This is a genomic window from Rhodothermus profundi (assembly GCF_900142415.1).
GTDB classification, from domain to species: Bacteria; Bacteroidota; Rhodothermia; order Rhodothermales; family Rhodothermaceae; genus Rhodothermus; species Rhodothermus profundi.
Genome location: NZ_FRAU01000002.1, coordinates 186,368 through 201,367, shown reverse-complemented (window position 1 = coordinate 201,367; position 15,000 = coordinate 186,368). Strand labels below are relative to the sequence as shown.

At 63.4% G+C, this 15,000-nt stretch carries 15 protein-coding genes; all 15 read left to right on the top strand.

Annotated elements, in window-relative coordinates:
* Positions 1–52 precede the first annotated feature (52 nt).
* Positions 53–1,432, top strand: coding sequence for an NAD(P)-dependent oxidoreductase (locus tag BUA15_RS04370; protein ID WP_072714753.1), 1,380 nt, complete (start codon positions 53–55; stop codon positions 1,430–1,432).
* Positions 1,432–2,358 carry a 2-oxoacid:acceptor oxidoreductase family protein gene (locus BUA15_RS04365; protein ID WP_245771914.1) on the top strand — a complete coding sequence of 309 codons (927 nt, stop codon included), beginning with the start codon at positions 1,432–1,434 and terminating at the stop codon, positions 2,356–2,358. Before BUA15_RS04370 ends, BUA15_RS04365 begins: the two co-directional genes overlap by 1 nt.
* A 4-nt stretch (positions 2,359–2,362) precedes the next feature.
* Positions 2,363–3,562, top strand: a complete 1,200-nt coding sequence (gene porA / locus BUA15_RS04360) for a pyruvate ferredoxin oxidoreductase (RefSeq protein ID WP_072714752.1) — start codon at positions 2,363–2,365, stop codon at positions 3,560–3,562.
* A gap of 16 nt (positions 3,563–3,578) precedes the next feature.
* Entirely contained in the window at positions 3,579–4,589 is a 1,011-nt protein-coding gene (locus BUA15_RS04355) for a thiamine pyrophosphate-dependent enzyme (protein WP_072714751.1), read from the top strand.
* 161 nt (positions 4,590–4,750) lie between these two features.
* Positions 4,751–5,905, top strand: coding sequence for a 4Fe-4S dicluster domain-containing protein (locus BUA15_RS04350; RefSeq protein ID WP_072714906.1), 1,155 nt, complete (start codon positions 4,751–4,753; stop codon positions 5,903–5,905).
* Positions 5,883–6,374, top strand: a complete 492-nt coding sequence (locus tag BUA15_RS04345; protein WP_072714750.1) for a cyclic nucleotide-binding domain-containing protein — start codon at positions 5,883–5,885, stop codon at positions 6,372–6,374. Before BUA15_RS04350 ends, BUA15_RS04345 begins: the two co-directional genes overlap by 23 nt.
* Before the next feature lie 6 nt (positions 6,375–6,380).
* A complete protein-coding gene (locus BUA15_RS04340) occupies positions 6,381–7,247 on the top strand; it encodes an FAD/NAD(P)-binding protein (protein WP_072714749.1) in 867 nt (288 codons plus the stop codon).
* Between the two features lie 4 nt (positions 7,248–7,251).
* Positions 7,252–8,022: an NADH-quinone oxidoreductase subunit B family protein gene (locus BUA15_RS04335; protein WP_072714748.1), complete on the top strand. Its 771-nt coding sequence runs from the start codon at positions 7,252–7,254 to the stop codon at positions 8,020–8,022.
* Between the two features lie 21 nt (positions 8,023–8,043).
* Positions 8,044–9,345 (top strand): Ni/Fe hydrogenase subunit alpha, encoded by a 1,302-nt coding sequence (locus tag BUA15_RS04330; protein WP_072714747.1) that lies wholly within the window; start codon positions 8,044–8,046, stop codon positions 9,343–9,345.
* Positions 9,342–9,791 carry a hydrogenase maturation protease gene (locus tag BUA15_RS04325; RefSeq protein ID WP_072714746.1) on the top strand — a complete coding sequence of 150 codons (450 nt, stop codon included), beginning with the start codon at positions 9,342–9,344 and terminating at the stop codon, positions 9,789–9,791. Before BUA15_RS04330 ends, BUA15_RS04325 begins: the two co-directional genes overlap by 4 nt.
* The gene (locus BUA15_RS04320; protein WP_072714745.1) at positions 9,784–10,149 is read left to right on the top strand and encodes a hydrogenase maturation nickel metallochaperone HypA/HybF; all 366 of its coding nucleotides are present in this window, start codon (positions 9,784–9,786) and stop codon (positions 10,147–10,149) included. The genes BUA15_RS04325 and BUA15_RS04320 overlap by 8 nt, the downstream gene beginning before the upstream one ends.
* Complete coding sequence (gene hypF, locus BUA15_RS04315; protein WP_072714744.1) at positions 10,125–12,479, top strand: carbamoyltransferase HypF; 2,355 nt, start codon at positions 10,125–10,127, stop codon at positions 12,477–12,479. Before BUA15_RS04320 ends, hypF begins: the two co-directional genes overlap by 25 nt.
* Positions 12,457–12,714, top strand: a complete 258-nt coding sequence (locus tag BUA15_RS04310; RefSeq protein ID WP_072714743.1) for a HypC/HybG/HupF family hydrogenase formation chaperone — start codon at positions 12,457–12,459, stop codon at positions 12,712–12,714. Before hypF ends, BUA15_RS04310 begins: the two co-directional genes overlap by 23 nt.
* Entirely contained in the window at positions 12,711–13,820 is a 1,110-nt protein-coding gene (hypD, locus tag BUA15_RS04305) for a hydrogenase formation protein HypD (RefSeq protein ID WP_072714742.1), read from the top strand. The genes BUA15_RS04310 and hypD overlap by 4 nt, the downstream gene beginning before the upstream one ends.
* On the top strand, positions 13,817–14,872 hold the full coding sequence (gene hypE / locus BUA15_RS04300; protein WP_072714741.1) for a hydrogenase expression/formation protein HypE: 1,056 nt from the start codon (positions 13,817–13,819) through the stop codon (positions 14,870–14,872). The genes hypD and hypE overlap by 4 nt, the downstream gene beginning before the upstream one ends.
* Positions 14,873–15,000 lie beyond the last annotated feature (128 nt).

Genomic DNA, 15,000 nt, shown 5'->3' with positions numbered 1-15,000 from the left:
AGGTAATCTCGCGCTGCTATCCTACGACGTGCCACCAACCGGGGGCCGCACCATGGATATCTCCGTAGATATGCGTTCGGTTTACGAAGAGGAGCGCCCCCGCCTGACGGACGAACAGGCTCTTCTGGAAGCTACGCGCTGTCTGGAATGCGGACGGGATGGCCGTCCAGCCCCCTGCATTGAAGCCTGTCCCACTCAGATCGACATTCCGGGATTCATCCGGGCCATCCGGGAAGGAGATCCGCTGACGTCGGCCCGTCTCATCTTTGCGGCCAATGTGCTGGGCGGCACCTGCGCGCGCGTCTGTCCGGTGGAAGCGCTCTGCGAAGGTGCCTGCGTGCTGACGCATGAAAAGCGGCGGCCCGTGGCTATCGGCCGCCTGCAACGCTACGCCACCGACGCGGCACTCGAAGCAGGGGCGGCCATTCATCCCCGTCCCCGGCAAACGCAGCAACCACTCCGCGTTGGTGTCGTGGGGGCCGGACCCGCCGGACTGGCCTGCGCGGCCGAACTGGCCCGGCTGGGACATCAGGTCACGGTGTACGAGGCGCGCCCAGAACCCGGCGGTCTGGTGGTGTCAGCGATTGCGCCCTACAAGCAGATGGTGGCCCCCCTTCCACAGGAGGTGGAAGCAATCCGTGCGCTGGGCGTCACCTTCCGATTTAACACCCGCATTGGCCAGGACGTATCGCTGGCGACCCTGGAAGCGCAGCACGATGCGCTGTTTCTGGGAGTGGGCATGGACGGTGACGTTCCCCTGGAAATGGAAGGGGCGGACCTGGAAGGCGTGTGGCCCTCGCTTCGCTTCATTGAACGAATCAAGGCCCTGCATCCCCCTCCTCTTGGCGATCAGGTAGTGGTTATCGGGGGTGGTAATACGGCCATCGACGTGGCACGCGAGGCCGTCCGACTGGGCGCCCGGCACGTAACGGTGCTCTACCGACGCACTGAAGCGGAAATGCCCGCCTTCCGGCACGAAGTGGAGGCCGCCCGTGAGGAAGGGGTTCAGTTCGAGTGGCTAACGTTGCCGGTGCGTCTGCTGGGAGAGGTGCGCGTGCAGGGGGTCGAATGCATGCGCACGCGCCTGGTGCCTGATCCCTCGGGCGGTCGGCCGCGACCGCAGGTGGTCGAAGGCACTGCTTTCGTGGTACCGGCCGACGCGGTCATTTTCGCTATCGGACAGCAACCCCGTACCGATCTGCTCACCAGCCTGCCCTCGATCCGGCTGGAGCATGGTCGGGTATGGGTGGATGAAAACTTTCGCACAACCCATCCCCGGGTGTTTGCGGGCGGCGATTGCGTCAACGGGGGCGGCACGGTCGTCGAGGCTGTGCAGCATGGAAAGCTGGCAGCCCGCGCCATCGACCGCCTGATTACTCCCCGGCGTCGCACCAAACCGTCGCCGGCAACCGACGGGAAGGAGGACGCCTGATGCGTATGCTGGAAATCCGCTGGCACGGACGCGGAGGCCAGGGCGCCATCACCGTGTCGAAAGTGCTGGCGCTGGCTGCCCTGCGCAGCGGGACCTATGCGCAGGCGTTTCCGGAGTACGGCCCAGAGCGCAGTGGGGCCCCGGTACGCGCCTACAATCGACTGGACGAACGCCCGATCCTGCTGCATTCCGGGGTGTACACGCCCCACCGGGTGGCTGTGCTGGATGAAACCCTGCTGGATGCCGAAGACGTGTGCGAAGGACTGGATCCGGACGGCGCCCTGGTGATCAACACCGCACGCTCACCGGAGGCGATCCGGACTCAGACCGGGTATCCGGGACGCATCGTGTGCGTCGAGGCCACCCGGATCGCGGAAGAAACAGGCTCCCGCTTCGCCAACGTCCCCCTGCTCGGCGCCCTGGCTCGCACACTGGACTTTCTGGAGCTGCCCGTGCTGGAAGACGCGCTGCGGGCGTTTCTGAGTAAGCGTCGGCCTGAAATCGTTACGGCTAACGTGGAAGCCCTACAACGAGGCTACCACGAAACAGTCAGGCTCGAAGCGGTTCCGCCCGACACGCTGCCGCCACGGTCCCGTCCGGAGAGCAGCCGCGCCCTACCTCCCTACTATGCGCTGCCTATCGGCGGCGTTATCACCCCGGACATTCGCCAGTTTCCGAAAACCGGCGGCTGGCGTAACGAGCGGCCGGTTTTCAACGAAACGCTCTGCGTGAACTGCCTGCTGTGCTGGGCGCACTGCCCGGAGCCAGCCATTGTAGTGCGCAACCGCCGCATGGAGGGCTTTCAATACGACTACTGCAAAGGCTGCGGGATCTGCGTGGCGATGTGTCCCACAGGCGCCCTGACCATGGTTCCCGAAGGCGCCACCGAACCGGTCGCTGCGTCGGTCTCGCCCAACCCGAAATAAAGCCATGACGCTGGTGGTCCTTCCCCGACTCGAAACCGCTCAGTTGCTGACAGGTGCGCAGGCCGTGGCGCATGCCATGCGCCAGATTGAGCCGGACGTCGTGCCGGTCTATCCGATCACGCCCCAGACGCCGATCATTGAGGAGTTTGCGCAGATGGTGGCCGACGGCCGCTGCGACAGCGAGATCATCAACGTGGAGTCGGAGCACTCGGCCATGAGTGCCGCCGTCGGCGCTTCGGTAGCCGGAGCCCGCGTCATGACGGCCACCGCCTCGCAGGGCCTGGCGCTCATGATCGAGGTGCTTTACATAGCTGCCTCTATGCGCTGTCCCATCGTAATGCCGCTGGGCAACCGGGCGCTGAGCGGCCCCATCAACATCCACTGCGACCACTCCGATGCCATGCTGGCGCGCGATGCCGGCGCCGTCCAGATCTTCACCGAAAATGCCCAGGAAGCCTACGACTATACGCTGATGGCGGTGCGCCTGGCCGAAGACGAACGGGTACTCCTGCCCGTCCTGGTCAACTTGGACGGCTTTACGCTCACGCACTCGGCCGAGGCGGTCGAACTGCTCCCCGACGAAGTGGCCCGCGCGTTCGTGGGACGCTACCGGCCACGCTATCCGCTGCTGGATACCACGCGTCCAACCACGCAGGGGCCGTTCGACATGCCCGACTTTTACTACGAGCACAAGCGGCAGCAGGACGAGGCCATGCGGCGGGTGCTGGAGGTCTTCCCCGAAGTGCAGCAGGCTTACGCCGAAGCCACCGGACGAAATTATCGGGGCTATTACGAAGCTTACCGGCTCGATGACGCTGCGTTTGCCGTGGTCGTGCTGGGCTCGACAGCCGGCACCGCAAAAGTGGTGGTCGACAGGCTGCGGAACGAAGGCCAACCCGTGGGCCTGCTCAAGCTGTGGCTCTTCCGCCCCTTCCCGCATGCCGCGGTAGCCGAAGCGCTGCGCAACAAACAGGCGGTAGCCGTAATGGACCGGGCGCTATCGTTCGGTAGCTGGGGCCCGCTGTATGCGGAGCTCACAGCCGCCCTCTATGCCCTGCCCGAAGCCGCACGGCCCCGCCTGTACAACTTCACGTACGGACTGGGCGGACGCGACGTCACGCCCGACCAGATTGCCGAAGCCCTGACCCGCATCCAGGATCCGCACACGCCCCCGGTGATGCACTACCTGGGCGTGCGCGCCTAACCCGAGCGAAGCAGCCATGGCAACCCCACGCCTTCAACCCAATGGCAAAGGCCTGCGCCCGAAGACGCTCAAAGAACTGGCCGAACGCGAAGAGCGCATGCTGCGCTTTCAGGGGGGGCACTCGCTCTGCGCAGGCTGCGGCGTACCCCTGGTGGTGCGCATGGTGCTGAACACCATCGACACACCCGTGATCGTTGTCAATGCTACAGGGTGCCTGGAGGTGGCAACCACCCGCTATCCCGCAACAGCCTGGAACATCCCCTGGCTGCACGTGGCCTTTGAAAATGCGGCAGCCGCAGCAAGCGGGGTAGAAACTGCCTTCCGGGTGCTCCAGCGCAAGCGTCAGCGTGGTCATCCCGCTCCCTTCGAGCTCCCGGAAGACGTGCGCATTATCGTCTTCGGCGGCGACGGCGGCACCTACGACATCGGACTGCAGGCGCTTTCGGGGGCCCTGGAACGCGGACACCGCTTCACCTACATCTGCTATGACAACGAAGCCTACATGAACACCGGCAACCAGCGCAGCGGCGCTACCCCTCCACTGGCCTACACCACCACGACGCCCGTGGGCACGCAGAGTCTGGGCAAACTGCAACAGCGCAAAGACCTGACGGAAATCGCTGTCGCCCACCACGTGCCCTATGTGGCCCAGGCGTCAATCTCGCACTGGCAGGATCTGGTGCGCAAGATTCAGATGGCTGTGCAGGCAGACGGCCCGAGTTTCCTCAACGTACTGGCGCCCTGCCAGCGCGGCTGGGGCTACGATCCCGCCCAGACGGTCGAGATCGCCCGCCTGGCCGTCGAAACGTGTTTCTGGCCCCTTTACGAAGTCATTGACGGCGAATACTGGCTGAACGCCCGCCCCTCGAAACCACGCCCCATTGCCGAGTGGATCAAAACGCAGAACCGGTTCCGCCACCTGCTCCGCCCGGAAAATCGCCACCTGCTTGACATGCTGCAGGAACAGGTTAACCGCGCCTGGGACCGTCTGTTGCGCAAATGCGAGGGGCGACTGCTGGAAGTGTGAGCGCTCCGTAACCAGAACGTCACAATTGATCCCTTGCACGCTGTGGTTGGCAAATGCTCTTTGAAGCGTGGAGCTCGGAAGCGTCCGGGAGGGCTTTTCTGCGGAAGAGAACGGACCTGGCGGGGCCTGTCGAAGAGGATCCGTACGACAGCCAGGGCAGCATGAACGCAACAACCATCTGGCTTCTGGAACGCCAGGACTTTGATGCGCTACTGGAAGCGCTAACTGCGCGCGGCTACACGTTGATCGGTCCCCGCGTACGCGACGGCGCTATCGTCTACGACCGGATTCAAAGCAGCACCGATCTGCCCGTTGGCTGGACCGACAAGCAGGAGGGTGGGACCTATCGCCTGCACCGCCGAGATGACCCGGCGCTGTTTGGCTATGCCGTTGGTCCGCAGAGCTGGAAGCAATGGCTCTTTCCGCCCACGCTGCGCCTGTGGCGGGCCGTCCGAACAGAAGCGGGCGACTTCACCGTAGAAACACCGCCCCTGCCCGACACCGCCTATGCGTTCATCGGCGTGCGTGCCTGCGAACTGGCAGCCCTCGCCGTGCAGGACCGGGTCTTTCTGGAAGGCCCTTACGTCGATCCCTACTATCGGGCGCTGCGCGAGCGGTTATTTCTACTGGCTGTCAACTGCACACAGCCCGGTGGTACCTGCTTCTGCGCTTCCATGCAGACAGGTCCTTGTGTCACCTCGGGTTTCGACCTGGCCCTGACCGAGGTGCTGGAAGCAGACCAACACTACTTTATCGTGACCGCAGGGAGCGAAACCGGTCGCGCTGTGCTGGCCGACGTGCCCCATCGCGAAGCCCGGCCGGATGAGGTAGCCGCCGCCAATGCCCGGCTTCAGGCGGCCGCAACGCAGATGAAGCGCCACCTGGACTGCAATGGGCTTAAAGACCTCCTCTACGACTGCTACGAACATCCACGCTGGGACGAGGTAGCCCGGCGCTGCCTGAGCTGCGCCAACTGCACGATGGTCTGCCCCACCTGCTTCTGCCACACAGTCGAAGACGTAACCGACCTGACGGGGCAGACCGCCGAACGCATTCGACAGTGGGACTCTTGCTTCTCGGTAGCTTTCTCCTACCTGCACGGCGGTAGCGTCCGCCAGAGCACACGCGCCCGCTATCGCCAGTGGCTCACGCACAAGCTGGCTACCTGGATCGATCAGTTTGGTGTAACAGGCTGCGTGGGATGTGGCCGCTGCATCACCTGGTGCCCGGTCGGGATCGACCTGACCGAAGAAGTAGCCGCGCTCCGTTCCACCTACCAACCCATCCATCCCGATGACCGCAAAACGACCGCTTAAAGAACTCCTGGCCGAGCATCCGTTCTTTCAGGGGCTTGACGCCCCGTACCTGGAGCTGATTGCCGGATGCGCCCGCAACGTGCGCTTCAACGCCGGAACGTACATCTTTCGAGAAGGCGAACCGGCCACCACCTTTTACCTGATCCGCTACGGCCGCGTGGCCCTCGAAGTGCACCTGCCCGAACGGGGTGCAGTAACCATCCAGACCCTGAGCGAAGGCGACGTGCTGGGCTGGTCCTGGCTGGTGCCCCCGCATCGCAACCAGTTTGACGCGCGGGCCCTGACGCTCGTGCGAGCCCTGGCCTTCGACGGCGCCTGCATCCGCCAGAAATGCACCGAAGATCCGCGCCTGGGCTACGAAATCTTCAGCCGTTTTGTACGAATCATCGTGGAACGCCTGCAGGCTACGCGCCTGCAATTGCTCGACATGTACGGGACGCCCTCCCGACGTCAACCGCTGTACTCCTGACCTTCTATGCCGGCCGAAACGCTCCTGACCTGCCCGCATGCCGTCCGGACCCATGCACCCATGACCCCTGTCCGCTGGCAGGTGGTGCGCCGACGGCGCGAAACGCACGACACCTGCACGCTGGAACTGACTCCGCTTGAAACGAACGGCCTGGTGTTCCGTCCGGGTCAGTTCAACATGCTCTATGTGTTCGGAGTTGGCGAAATCCCTGTATCAATCAGTGGCGACCCCGCCCATCCGGAGCGGCTGGTGCACACAATTCGAGCTGTAGGAGCTGTCAGCGCGGTCCTGTGCCGCCTGCAAAAGGGAGATGTGCTGGGCGTGCGCGGACCATTTGGGAGTGCCTGGCCGGTCGAGGCGGCCGAGGGGCAGGACGTGGTGATCTTGGCAGGCGGCATTGGCCTGGCTCCCCTGCGTCCGGCTATCTATTACCTGCTGCAACACCGCGGCCGGTACGGGCACCTGGTTCTGCTCTACGGCGCCCGCACGCCCCGGGATCTGCTGTACCTGCGCGAGCTGGAACGCTGGCGAGGACGGTTCGACATGCAGGTCGAAGTTACGGTCGACCATGCGGGCACCGGCTGGTTCGGGCACGTAGGTGTGGTCACCACCCTGCTGCCCCGCGCTCATTTTGACCCCGAAGAAACTGTCGCGCTGGTGTGCGGCCCGGAAATCATGATGCGTTTTGCCGCTAAAGCACTCCAGGAGCGCGGTGTAGCGGCCACCCGCATCTACCTCTCCATGGAGCGCAACATGCAGTGCGCTATCGGACTGTGCGGCCACTGCCAGTTTGGCCCCACCTTCCTCTGCAAGGAAGGGCCGGTGTTCAACTTTGCCCGGATCGCCCGATGGCTGACCATTCGTGAGCTCTGAAACCATGACCCGACGCAAACCCAAACTGGCGGTCTGGAAATTTGCCTCCTGCGACGGTTGCCAGCTCACTCTGCTTGACTGTGAAGATGAACTGCTGGCCATAGCCGACGCGGTTGAAATCGCCTATTTTCTGGAAGCGTCACGTGCAACTGTGCGCGGTCCTTACGACGTATCCCTTGTGGAAGGCTCCATCACGACGCCGCACGACGCCGAGCGTATCCGCCAGATCCGAAAACAGTCGCGCTTTCTGGTAACCATTGGCGCGTGCGCCACCGCCGGTGGCATTCAGGCACTGCGCAACTTTCAGGACGTGGCCGAATTCACGCGCATCGTCTATGCCCACCCGGAATACATTGAGACGCTGGCCACTTCGACGCCGATTGCCGAGCACGTACCCGTCGATTTTGAACTGCGCGGCTGCCCGATCAGCAAGCACCAGCTTCTGGAAGTCATCACGGCCTTCCTGCAGGGGCGCCGTCCCAACATCCCCACCTACAGCGTCTGCGTCGAGTGCAAGCGTCAGGGGACGGTTTGCGTCATGGTAGCCCGGGGTACCCCCTGCCTGGGACCCCTGACGCAGGCCGGCTGCGGTGCCCTGTGTCCTCGCTATGACCGAGGCTGCTATGCCTGTTTCGGGCCCAAGGAAACGCCCAATCCATCTTCGCTCATGCACTGGTGGCAGGCCAAACTCCAGGTGTCAACGCGGGATGCCGCTCGAGCGCTACGCACGTTCAACGCATATGCTCCGGATTTTCGTAAGGCTACCCTGCCCTAACCCAGACCTTGATCGGCGGCGATGTCTTCCTCGCGTCAGACCCGTACGATTCGCGTCAACGCCCTGGCCCGCGTGGAGGGCGAAGGGGCCCTGTACCTTCGCATCCACAACAACCGGGTAACCGATGTTCGGCTGCACATTTACGAACCGCCCCGTTTCTTTGAAGCCTTCCTGCGCGGACGCTCTTTTCAGGAAGCACCGGACATCACCGCCCGCATCTGTGGGATCTGTCCGGTCGCCTACCAGATGAGCGCCTGCGCGGCCATGGAGGATGCCTGCGGGGTGGCAGTAACCGGATCCCTTCGGCTGCTGCGTCAGCTTCTCTACTGCGGCGAGTGGATCGAAAGCCATGCGCTCCATGTGTTCATGCTGCACGCACCGGACTTTCTGGGCTACGAAAGCGCTCTCGACATGGCCCGCGATTATCCAGAACAGGTGCAGATGGGCTTGCAGCTCAAAAAAGTCGGCAATGCGCTCATGCGTGTGATCGGCGGCCGCGAAATCCATCCCATCAACGTGCGCGTGGGCGGCTTCTACCGGGTCCCCCGGCCGGAAGAACTGCGTGAACTGGTGGAGCCCCTGCAGTGGGCCCGGGAGGCAGCCTACAACACGGTGCGCTGGGTATCAGGGTTCACGTTCCCGAATTTTGAACAGGACTACGAATTTGTGGCCTTGCATCGCACGGACGAATATGCCATCCTGGATGGCCGTCTGGTATCGAACCGAGGCCTGGACATTCCCATCGCCGCTTTCAACGATTACATCGAAGAAGAACACGTGCCGCACTCCAACGCACTGCACGCCCGCATCCGGGAGCGCGGCGCCTACCTGGTCGGCCCCCTGGCACGTTTCAATCTGAATTTCGACCAGCTCGCTCCGGCGGCTCGGGAAGCCGCCCGCGAAGTGGGTTTCCTGCCCGAATGCCGCAATCCATTCCAGAGCATTATCGCCCGCGCTCTCGAAATGCTGCACGCCTGTGATGAAGCACTGCGTCTGATCAAGGTCTATGAGCCGCCATCGACGCCCTCTCTCGAAGTAGCTCCTCGTGCTGCCACCGGCCATGGCTGCACCGAAGCTCCCCGGGGAATCCTCTACCATCGGTACACCATCGACGCAGAGGGCACCATTCTGGAAGCCCAGATTGTCCCACCGACTGCGCAGAATCAGCGACGCATTGAAGAGGACCTGCGGCACGTTGCCACTCGTTCGCTAGCGCTTTCCGATGAGGAACTGCAATGGCGCTGCGAGCAGGCCATCCGCAACTACGACCCCTGCATTTCCTGCGCCACCCATTTTCTGAAACTGCATGTGGAACGAACATGAACGTGGTGATCGGCATCGGCCATCCGCTGCGGGGCGATGATGCAGCCGGCTTAGAGGCTGTCGCCCAAGTCCGCTCCCGACTGCCCCGAAACGTGCGGCTGTGCGTGCTGTCCGACCCACTGCACCTGCCCGACTGCTGGGAAGGAGCTCATCTGGCCATCGTATGCGATGCCATCTGCTCCGGAGCGCCTCCAGGCACGCTGCACCGGTTTGAGGCGCACAGCAGTCCCCTCCCCGCTTCAATGCGGGCCAGCGTGTCGTCGCATAGCATAGGCCTGGCCGAAGTGATCGAGCTGGCCCGGCAACTGGGCCGATTGCCCCAACGCCTGATCATCTATGGCATTGAAGGCCAGCACTTCGACATGGGCGCGCCACTTTCTCCGGCCGTAGCCGCTGCGTTGCCCCAGGCTGCCGAAGCTATCCTGAAAGAACTTGGCCATGCATGAGCTAAGCGTAGCCCGCGCGCTGGTACAACTCATCGAAACCGAAGCTCGCCGCGCCGGAGCCCGGCGCGTGCGCACCGCCCGCGTAGTGCTGGGCGCCCGCTCCCACCTGTCGCCCGAGACGCTTCGGTTCTATGTGGCGCATCTGGTTGATCCTGCTGGTCCGGCCGCCGACCTCGTGCTCGAATTCGAGCGGCGTCCGATGCGTCTTCATTGTCTGCCTTGTCAGCGGGATTACGAACCCACCGAAACCGACTGGTGCTGCCCGACCTGCGGACGCATCGGGGCCCTGAAGGAAGCAGGGGATGAGGTCTATCTCGAAAGCCTGGAAATCGAATGCGCACCGCAACCAACCGACTGATGCGCTGGCGCCTTCACGTTGAAGGCGCGGTGCAGGGAGTAGGCTTTCGGCCGTTCGTGTATCGGCTGGCCCACGAGCTGGGCCTGACCGGCTGGGTGCGCAATGATCCCCGGGGCGTTACCATTGAAGTCGAAGGCCCGGCGGAGCGGCTGACGCGCTTCCGGGAACGCCTGGAACTGATGCCCCCTCCGGCAGCACGCATCCGGCGCATCACCTGTACAGCGCAGCCGCCGCGGGGTGATGCCACGTTCATCATCGCAGCAAGCCATTCCGAAGGCGAACGCCAGGTATTTCTGCTGCCGGATCTGGCTACCTGCTCTGACTGCCTGCGCGAGCTGTTCGATCCGACCAACCGCCGCTATCGCTACCCGTTCATTAACTGCACCCACTGCGGCCCCCGCTTCACGATCATCGAACGCCTGCCCTACGACCGCCCCCATACCACCATGCGACGCTTCCGCATGTGCATCCGTTGCCAGGCAGAGTACGACAACCCACACGACCGGCGTTTCCATGCTCAGCCCAACGCCTGCCCTGACTGCGGTCCCCATCTGGCACTCTGGGATCGGACCGGCCGCGTGCTGGCCGAGCAGGACGAAGCGCTCCGGCAAGCAGCCGAGGCCATTCGGGCAGGCCACATTGTGGCGGTCAAGGGTCTGGGCGGCTTTCACCTGATGGTCGATGCCCGCAACGAAGGGGCCGTCCGGGCGCTGCGGCACCGCAAAGGACGCGAAGCCAAACCGTTTGCGTTGATGTATCCGTCGCTGGAGGCCGTCCGAGCGCACGCCCAAGTTTCAACAGCGGAAGCCGCTACGCTGACCTCGCCAGCCGCCCCTATCGTCCTGCTCCCCCGAACCGAAGCAAGCTACGAGGCACTGGCGCCCTCGGTAGCCCCTGGCAACCCCTACCTGGGTATCATGCTCCCCTACACGCCGCTGCACCACCTGCTACTGGCGGAGCTGGGCTTTCCGGTCGTAGCTACCAGCGGCAATCGTTCGGAGGAGCCCATCTGCACCGACGAAAGCGAAGCACTGGTGCGGCTCCACGGCCTGGCCGATCTGTTCCTGGTGCACAACCGGCCTATTGCTCGCTACTGCGACGACTCTGTGGTGCGCTTCATGGACGGCCGCCCTGTACTGCTGCGCCGCGCCCGCGGTTATGCGCCTCTGCCTGTGGTGCTGCCTGACGACTGGCCGGAGCACCCTGCGCAGATCCTGGCTGTCGGAGGCCATTTGAAAAACACCGTGGCGCTGGCAGCCAGACGCACAGTATGGCTCAGCCAGCACATCGGCGACCTGGAAACGGCCGAGGCGCGAGCAGCCTTCATGCAGGTGGTGAAGGACTTCCAGCATCTTTACCGGCGCGTGCCCGACGTGGTGGTCTGCGATGCCCATCCGGACTATGCCTCCACGCACTATGCCTGTCGCCTGAGCCGGCCGGTTGTACCCGTCCAGCATCATCTGGCGCACGTATGGGCCTGTATGGCTGAGCATGGTCTTCGGCCGCCCGTGTTGGGCTTTGCCTGGGACGGCACCGGTTACGGTCCGGACGGCCTGGTCTGGGGAGGCGAAAGTCTGCTGATCACGGCCCAGCGCGTCGAACGAGTAGCCCATCTACGACCGTTTCAGCTTCCGGGCGGCAAGGCAGCTATCCGCGAGCCTCGCCGCGCTGCGCTGGGCCTGCTGTATGCCTGGCAGGGGCCGGACGCTTCCTTCCGGTCCCTTCTCCCCCCTGAGGCGTTTACGCCCACCGAACAGCGTCTGCTGCTCCAACTGCTTGAGCGAGGGCTTCATGCGCCCTGGACCACCAGCATAGGCCGCCTTTTTGACGCCATCGCTGCTCTGCTTGGCCTGCGCCTGCGCAACCGTTTTGAAGGCGAAGCAGCCATGCTCCTGGAGTTTGCGGCAGAGCAAGCCCGGCACTTCGGCTCACCCTATCCCCTGGCATTACGCGAGCAGCAGGGCCGGATCGTGCTCGACTGGGCTCCCCTGCTTGAAGCATTGCAGACCGACTGCGCGCGCGGCTTACCCCCTGAGACCATTGCCCGGCGCTTTCATGAAGGCCTGGCCGCAACCATCGTGGCCGTAGCCCGGCGCGTGGGCTGCGCGACCGTGGTGCTCAGCGGAGGATGCTTCCAGAATCGCCTGCTTACGGAAACAACGCTCCGGCTACTCCGCGCAGCCGGCTTCTGCCCGTATATTCACCAAGAGGTACCCCCCGGGGATGGAGGCCTGGCCCTGGGCCAGGTAGCTGCCCTGCGCTGGGGACTCACCCTGCCGGCCACCCCCGCCAACGCATCCAGAAGCCATGTGTCTGGCCGTACCCGGTAAGATTGTCGCCATCCTTGACAACGAACCGCTTACCCGGCGCGGCAAAGTGGACTTTGGTGGCATTCAGAAAGAGATCAACCTGACGTTCGTGCCGGAAGCGCGCGAGGGCGACTATGTCATGGTACATGTGGGCATCGCCATCAGTGTGGTAGACGAAGCCGAGGCGCACCGCGTCTTCGAGTATCTGCGGCAAATTGACGAGCTGGATGAACTGAATTCGCCCGACGCCTCATGAAATTTATTGACGAATACCGGGACCGCGAGGCAGCCCTGCGCTACGCTCGCCAGATTGCAAAGATCACCACCCGTCCCTGGACCATCATGGAAGTCTGTGGCGGGCAGACGCACGCCATTGTGCGTTTCGGGATTGATGAGCTGCTCCCACCCGACATAACGCTGGTCCACGGTCCCGGCTGCCCGGTCTGCGTGACGCCCGTAGAACTCATCGATCAGGCCATTGCCATCGCATCGATGCCAGGCGTGATCTTCTGTTCATTTGGCGACATGCTGCGCGTGCCAGGAACGCAGGGCGACCTGTTTTCGGTCAAAGCCCGCGGCGGCGACGTCCGCATCGTCTACTCGCCGCTCGACGCCGTCCGCCTGGCCGCGCAGCATCCAGACCGCGAGGTTGTCTTTTTTGCAGTTGGGTTCGAAACCACGGCACCGGCCAATGCACTGGCCGTGCTACAAGCCCACCAAATGGGCCTGAAGAATTTTTCGATCCTGGTAGCCCATGTGCTGGTCCCCCCTGCGATGGAAGCCATCCTGCAATCGCCTGGCAACCGCGTGCAGGGTTTTCTGGCAGCCGGTCATGTCTGCACGGTTATGGGCTACCAGGAATACGAACCCATCGCCCGGAAGTACCGGGTACCCATTGTGGTAACCGGTTTTGAGCCGCTGGATCTGTTGCAGGGACTCTACATGTGCATTCGCCAGCTTGAAGAAGGACGCTGCGAAGTCGAAAACCAGTACACTCGTTCTGTACGCCGTCAGGGCAACAGAGCAGCCCAGCAGCACATTCAGGAGGTGTTTGAGGTTGTGCCGCGCAAATGGCGAGGAATTGGCGAACTGCCCCGGAGTGGCCTGGGCCTTCGCGCTCCCTACCAGGCCTATGATGCAATGCGCAAGTTTGGCGTCGTTGCCCGGACGGTCGAAGTGCATTCAGAATGCATTGCCGGCGAAGTGCTGCAGGGCGCCCGAAAGCCGACCGACTGCCCGGCCTTTGGCACGCGCTGCACGCCTGAGCAGCCGCTGGGCGCCCCGATGGTATCCTCCGAGGGAGCCTGCGCCGCCTATTATCGATATCGTCGGTTCACGCAAAAACATGCCGAAACACCATGAGCGGGGAAACCGACTTTATGCCCACGTGTCCGCTGCCCCTTCAGCAATACCCACAGGTGCTACTGGCACACGGAGGCGGCGGTCGCCTGATGCACCAGCTCATTGATGCCTTTGCCGCTACCTTTGCCAGTGCGGAGCTGAATCGCCGGCACGACGGAGCTACCCTGCGCATAGGCCGCGAGCGGCTGGCATTCACCACCGATGCCTTTGTGGTGCAGCCGCTCTTCTTTCCCGGCGGAGATATTGGCAGGTTAGCTGTCTGCGGTACGGTAAACGATCTGGCCATGTGCGGGGCCCGCCCGCTCTATCTGAGCGTCAGCTTCATTTTAGAAGAAGGATTGCCCATGGAAACGCTTGGCCGCGTGGTCCAGTCGCTGCAGGCAACGGCCCGAGAGGCCAGCGTTCAGATCGTTACTGGCGACACCAAGGTGGTTGACCGGGGCAAGGGGGACGGAATCTTTATCAGTATGGCGGGCCTGGGGCTTATTGAGCACAGCCAGCCGATTGGTCCGGAGGCGGTGCGTCCGGGCGATGTGGTGTTGCTTAGCGGCGACATCGGCCGGCACGGCATTGCAATTATGGCCGTGCGCGAAGGCCTGTCCTTTGAGACTACAATTGAAAGCGACTGTGCCCCGCTAACTACACCGGTACTGAAGCTGCTCAAGGCTGGCGTCGAGCTGCACTGCCTGCGAGATCTGACGCGCGGCGGCCTGGCGGCAGCGCTGATTGAAATTGCCCAGGCAAGCGGCCTTACCATCGAGCTTGATGAGACCGCCATCCCGATCCGACCGGAGGTGCAGAGCGCCTGCGAGCTGCTGGGGCTCGATCCGCTTTATGTGGCGAACGAAGGACGCTTTGTAGCCATCGTGCCCGAGGCAGAGGCAGCACGTGCCCTGGCCGTGTTACAGACAGAGCCAGTCAGCGCAGGCGCCTGTCTGGTCGGCCGCGTAATCCAGAACGGTCCGGTCGGGTTCGTTACGCTCCGCACTTCCCTGGGTACCACACGCGTACTCGACCTGTTTAGCGGCGAACAGCTACCGCGAATTTGTTAAATACATCCACGGAAATTCGCTTTTTTGGGGTTCCCGGCTCTATGGCGTCAAGGTAGTACGCCGGCGCAGTAAGCGTTCTGCGCCGCGCCTTCCCCCTGAACGGCTCTTTGTTTTCTCCGGAAAACAGC

Coding starts and splice junctions, on each gene's coding strand:
- BUA15_RS04335 (WP_072714748.1), top strand. CDS start 7,252: ATGACCCGACGCAAACCCAAACTGGCGGTCTGGAAATTTGCCTCCTGC.
- BUA15_RS04365 (WP_245771914.1), top strand. CDS start 1,432: ATGCGTATGCTGGAAATCCGCTGGCACGGACGCGGAGGCCAGGGCGCC.
- BUA15_RS04370 (WP_072714753.1), top strand. CDS start 53: ATGGATATCTCCGTAGATATGCGTTCGGTTTACGAAGAGGAGCGCCCC.
- hypE (WP_072714741.1), top strand. CDS start 13,817: ATGAGCGGGGAAACCGACTTTATGCCCACGTGTCCGCTGCCCCTTCAG.
- BUA15_RS04340 (WP_072714749.1), top strand. CDS start 6,381: ATGCCGGCCGAAACGCTCCTGACCTGCCCGCATGCCGTCCGGACCCAT.
- BUA15_RS04310 (WP_072714743.1), top strand. CDS start 12,457: ATGTGTCTGGCCGTACCCGGTAAGATTGTCGCCATCCTTGACAACGAA.
- BUA15_RS04320 (WP_072714745.1), top strand. CDS start 9,784: ATGCATGAGCTAAGCGTAGCCCGCGCGCTGGTACAACTCATCGAAACC.
- hypF (WP_072714744.1), top strand. CDS start 10,125: ATGCGCACCGCAACCAACCGACTGATGCGCTGGCGCCTTCACGTTGAA.
- porA (WP_072714752.1), top strand. CDS start 2,363: ATGACGCTGGTGGTCCTTCCCCGACTCGAAACCGCTCAGTTGCTGACA.
- BUA15_RS04325 (WP_072714746.1), top strand. CDS start 9,342: ATGAACGTGGTGATCGGCATCGGCCATCCGCTGCGGGGCGATGATGCA.
- BUA15_RS04345 (WP_072714750.1), top strand. CDS start 5,883: ATGACCGCAAAACGACCGCTTAAAGAACTCCTGGCCGAGCATCCGTTC.
- BUA15_RS04350 (WP_072714906.1), top strand. CDS start 4,751: ATGAACGCAACAACCATCTGGCTTCTGGAACGCCAGGACTTTGATGCG.
- hypD (WP_072714742.1), top strand. CDS start 12,711: ATGAAATTTATTGACGAATACCGGGACCGCGAGGCAGCCCTGCGCTAC.
- BUA15_RS04355 (WP_072714751.1), top strand. CDS start 3,579: ATGGCAACCCCACGCCTTCAACCCAATGGCAAAGGCCTGCGCCCGAAG.
- BUA15_RS04330 (WP_072714747.1), top strand. CDS start 8,044: ATGTCTTCCTCGCGTCAGACCCGTACGATTCGCGTCAACGCCCTGGCC.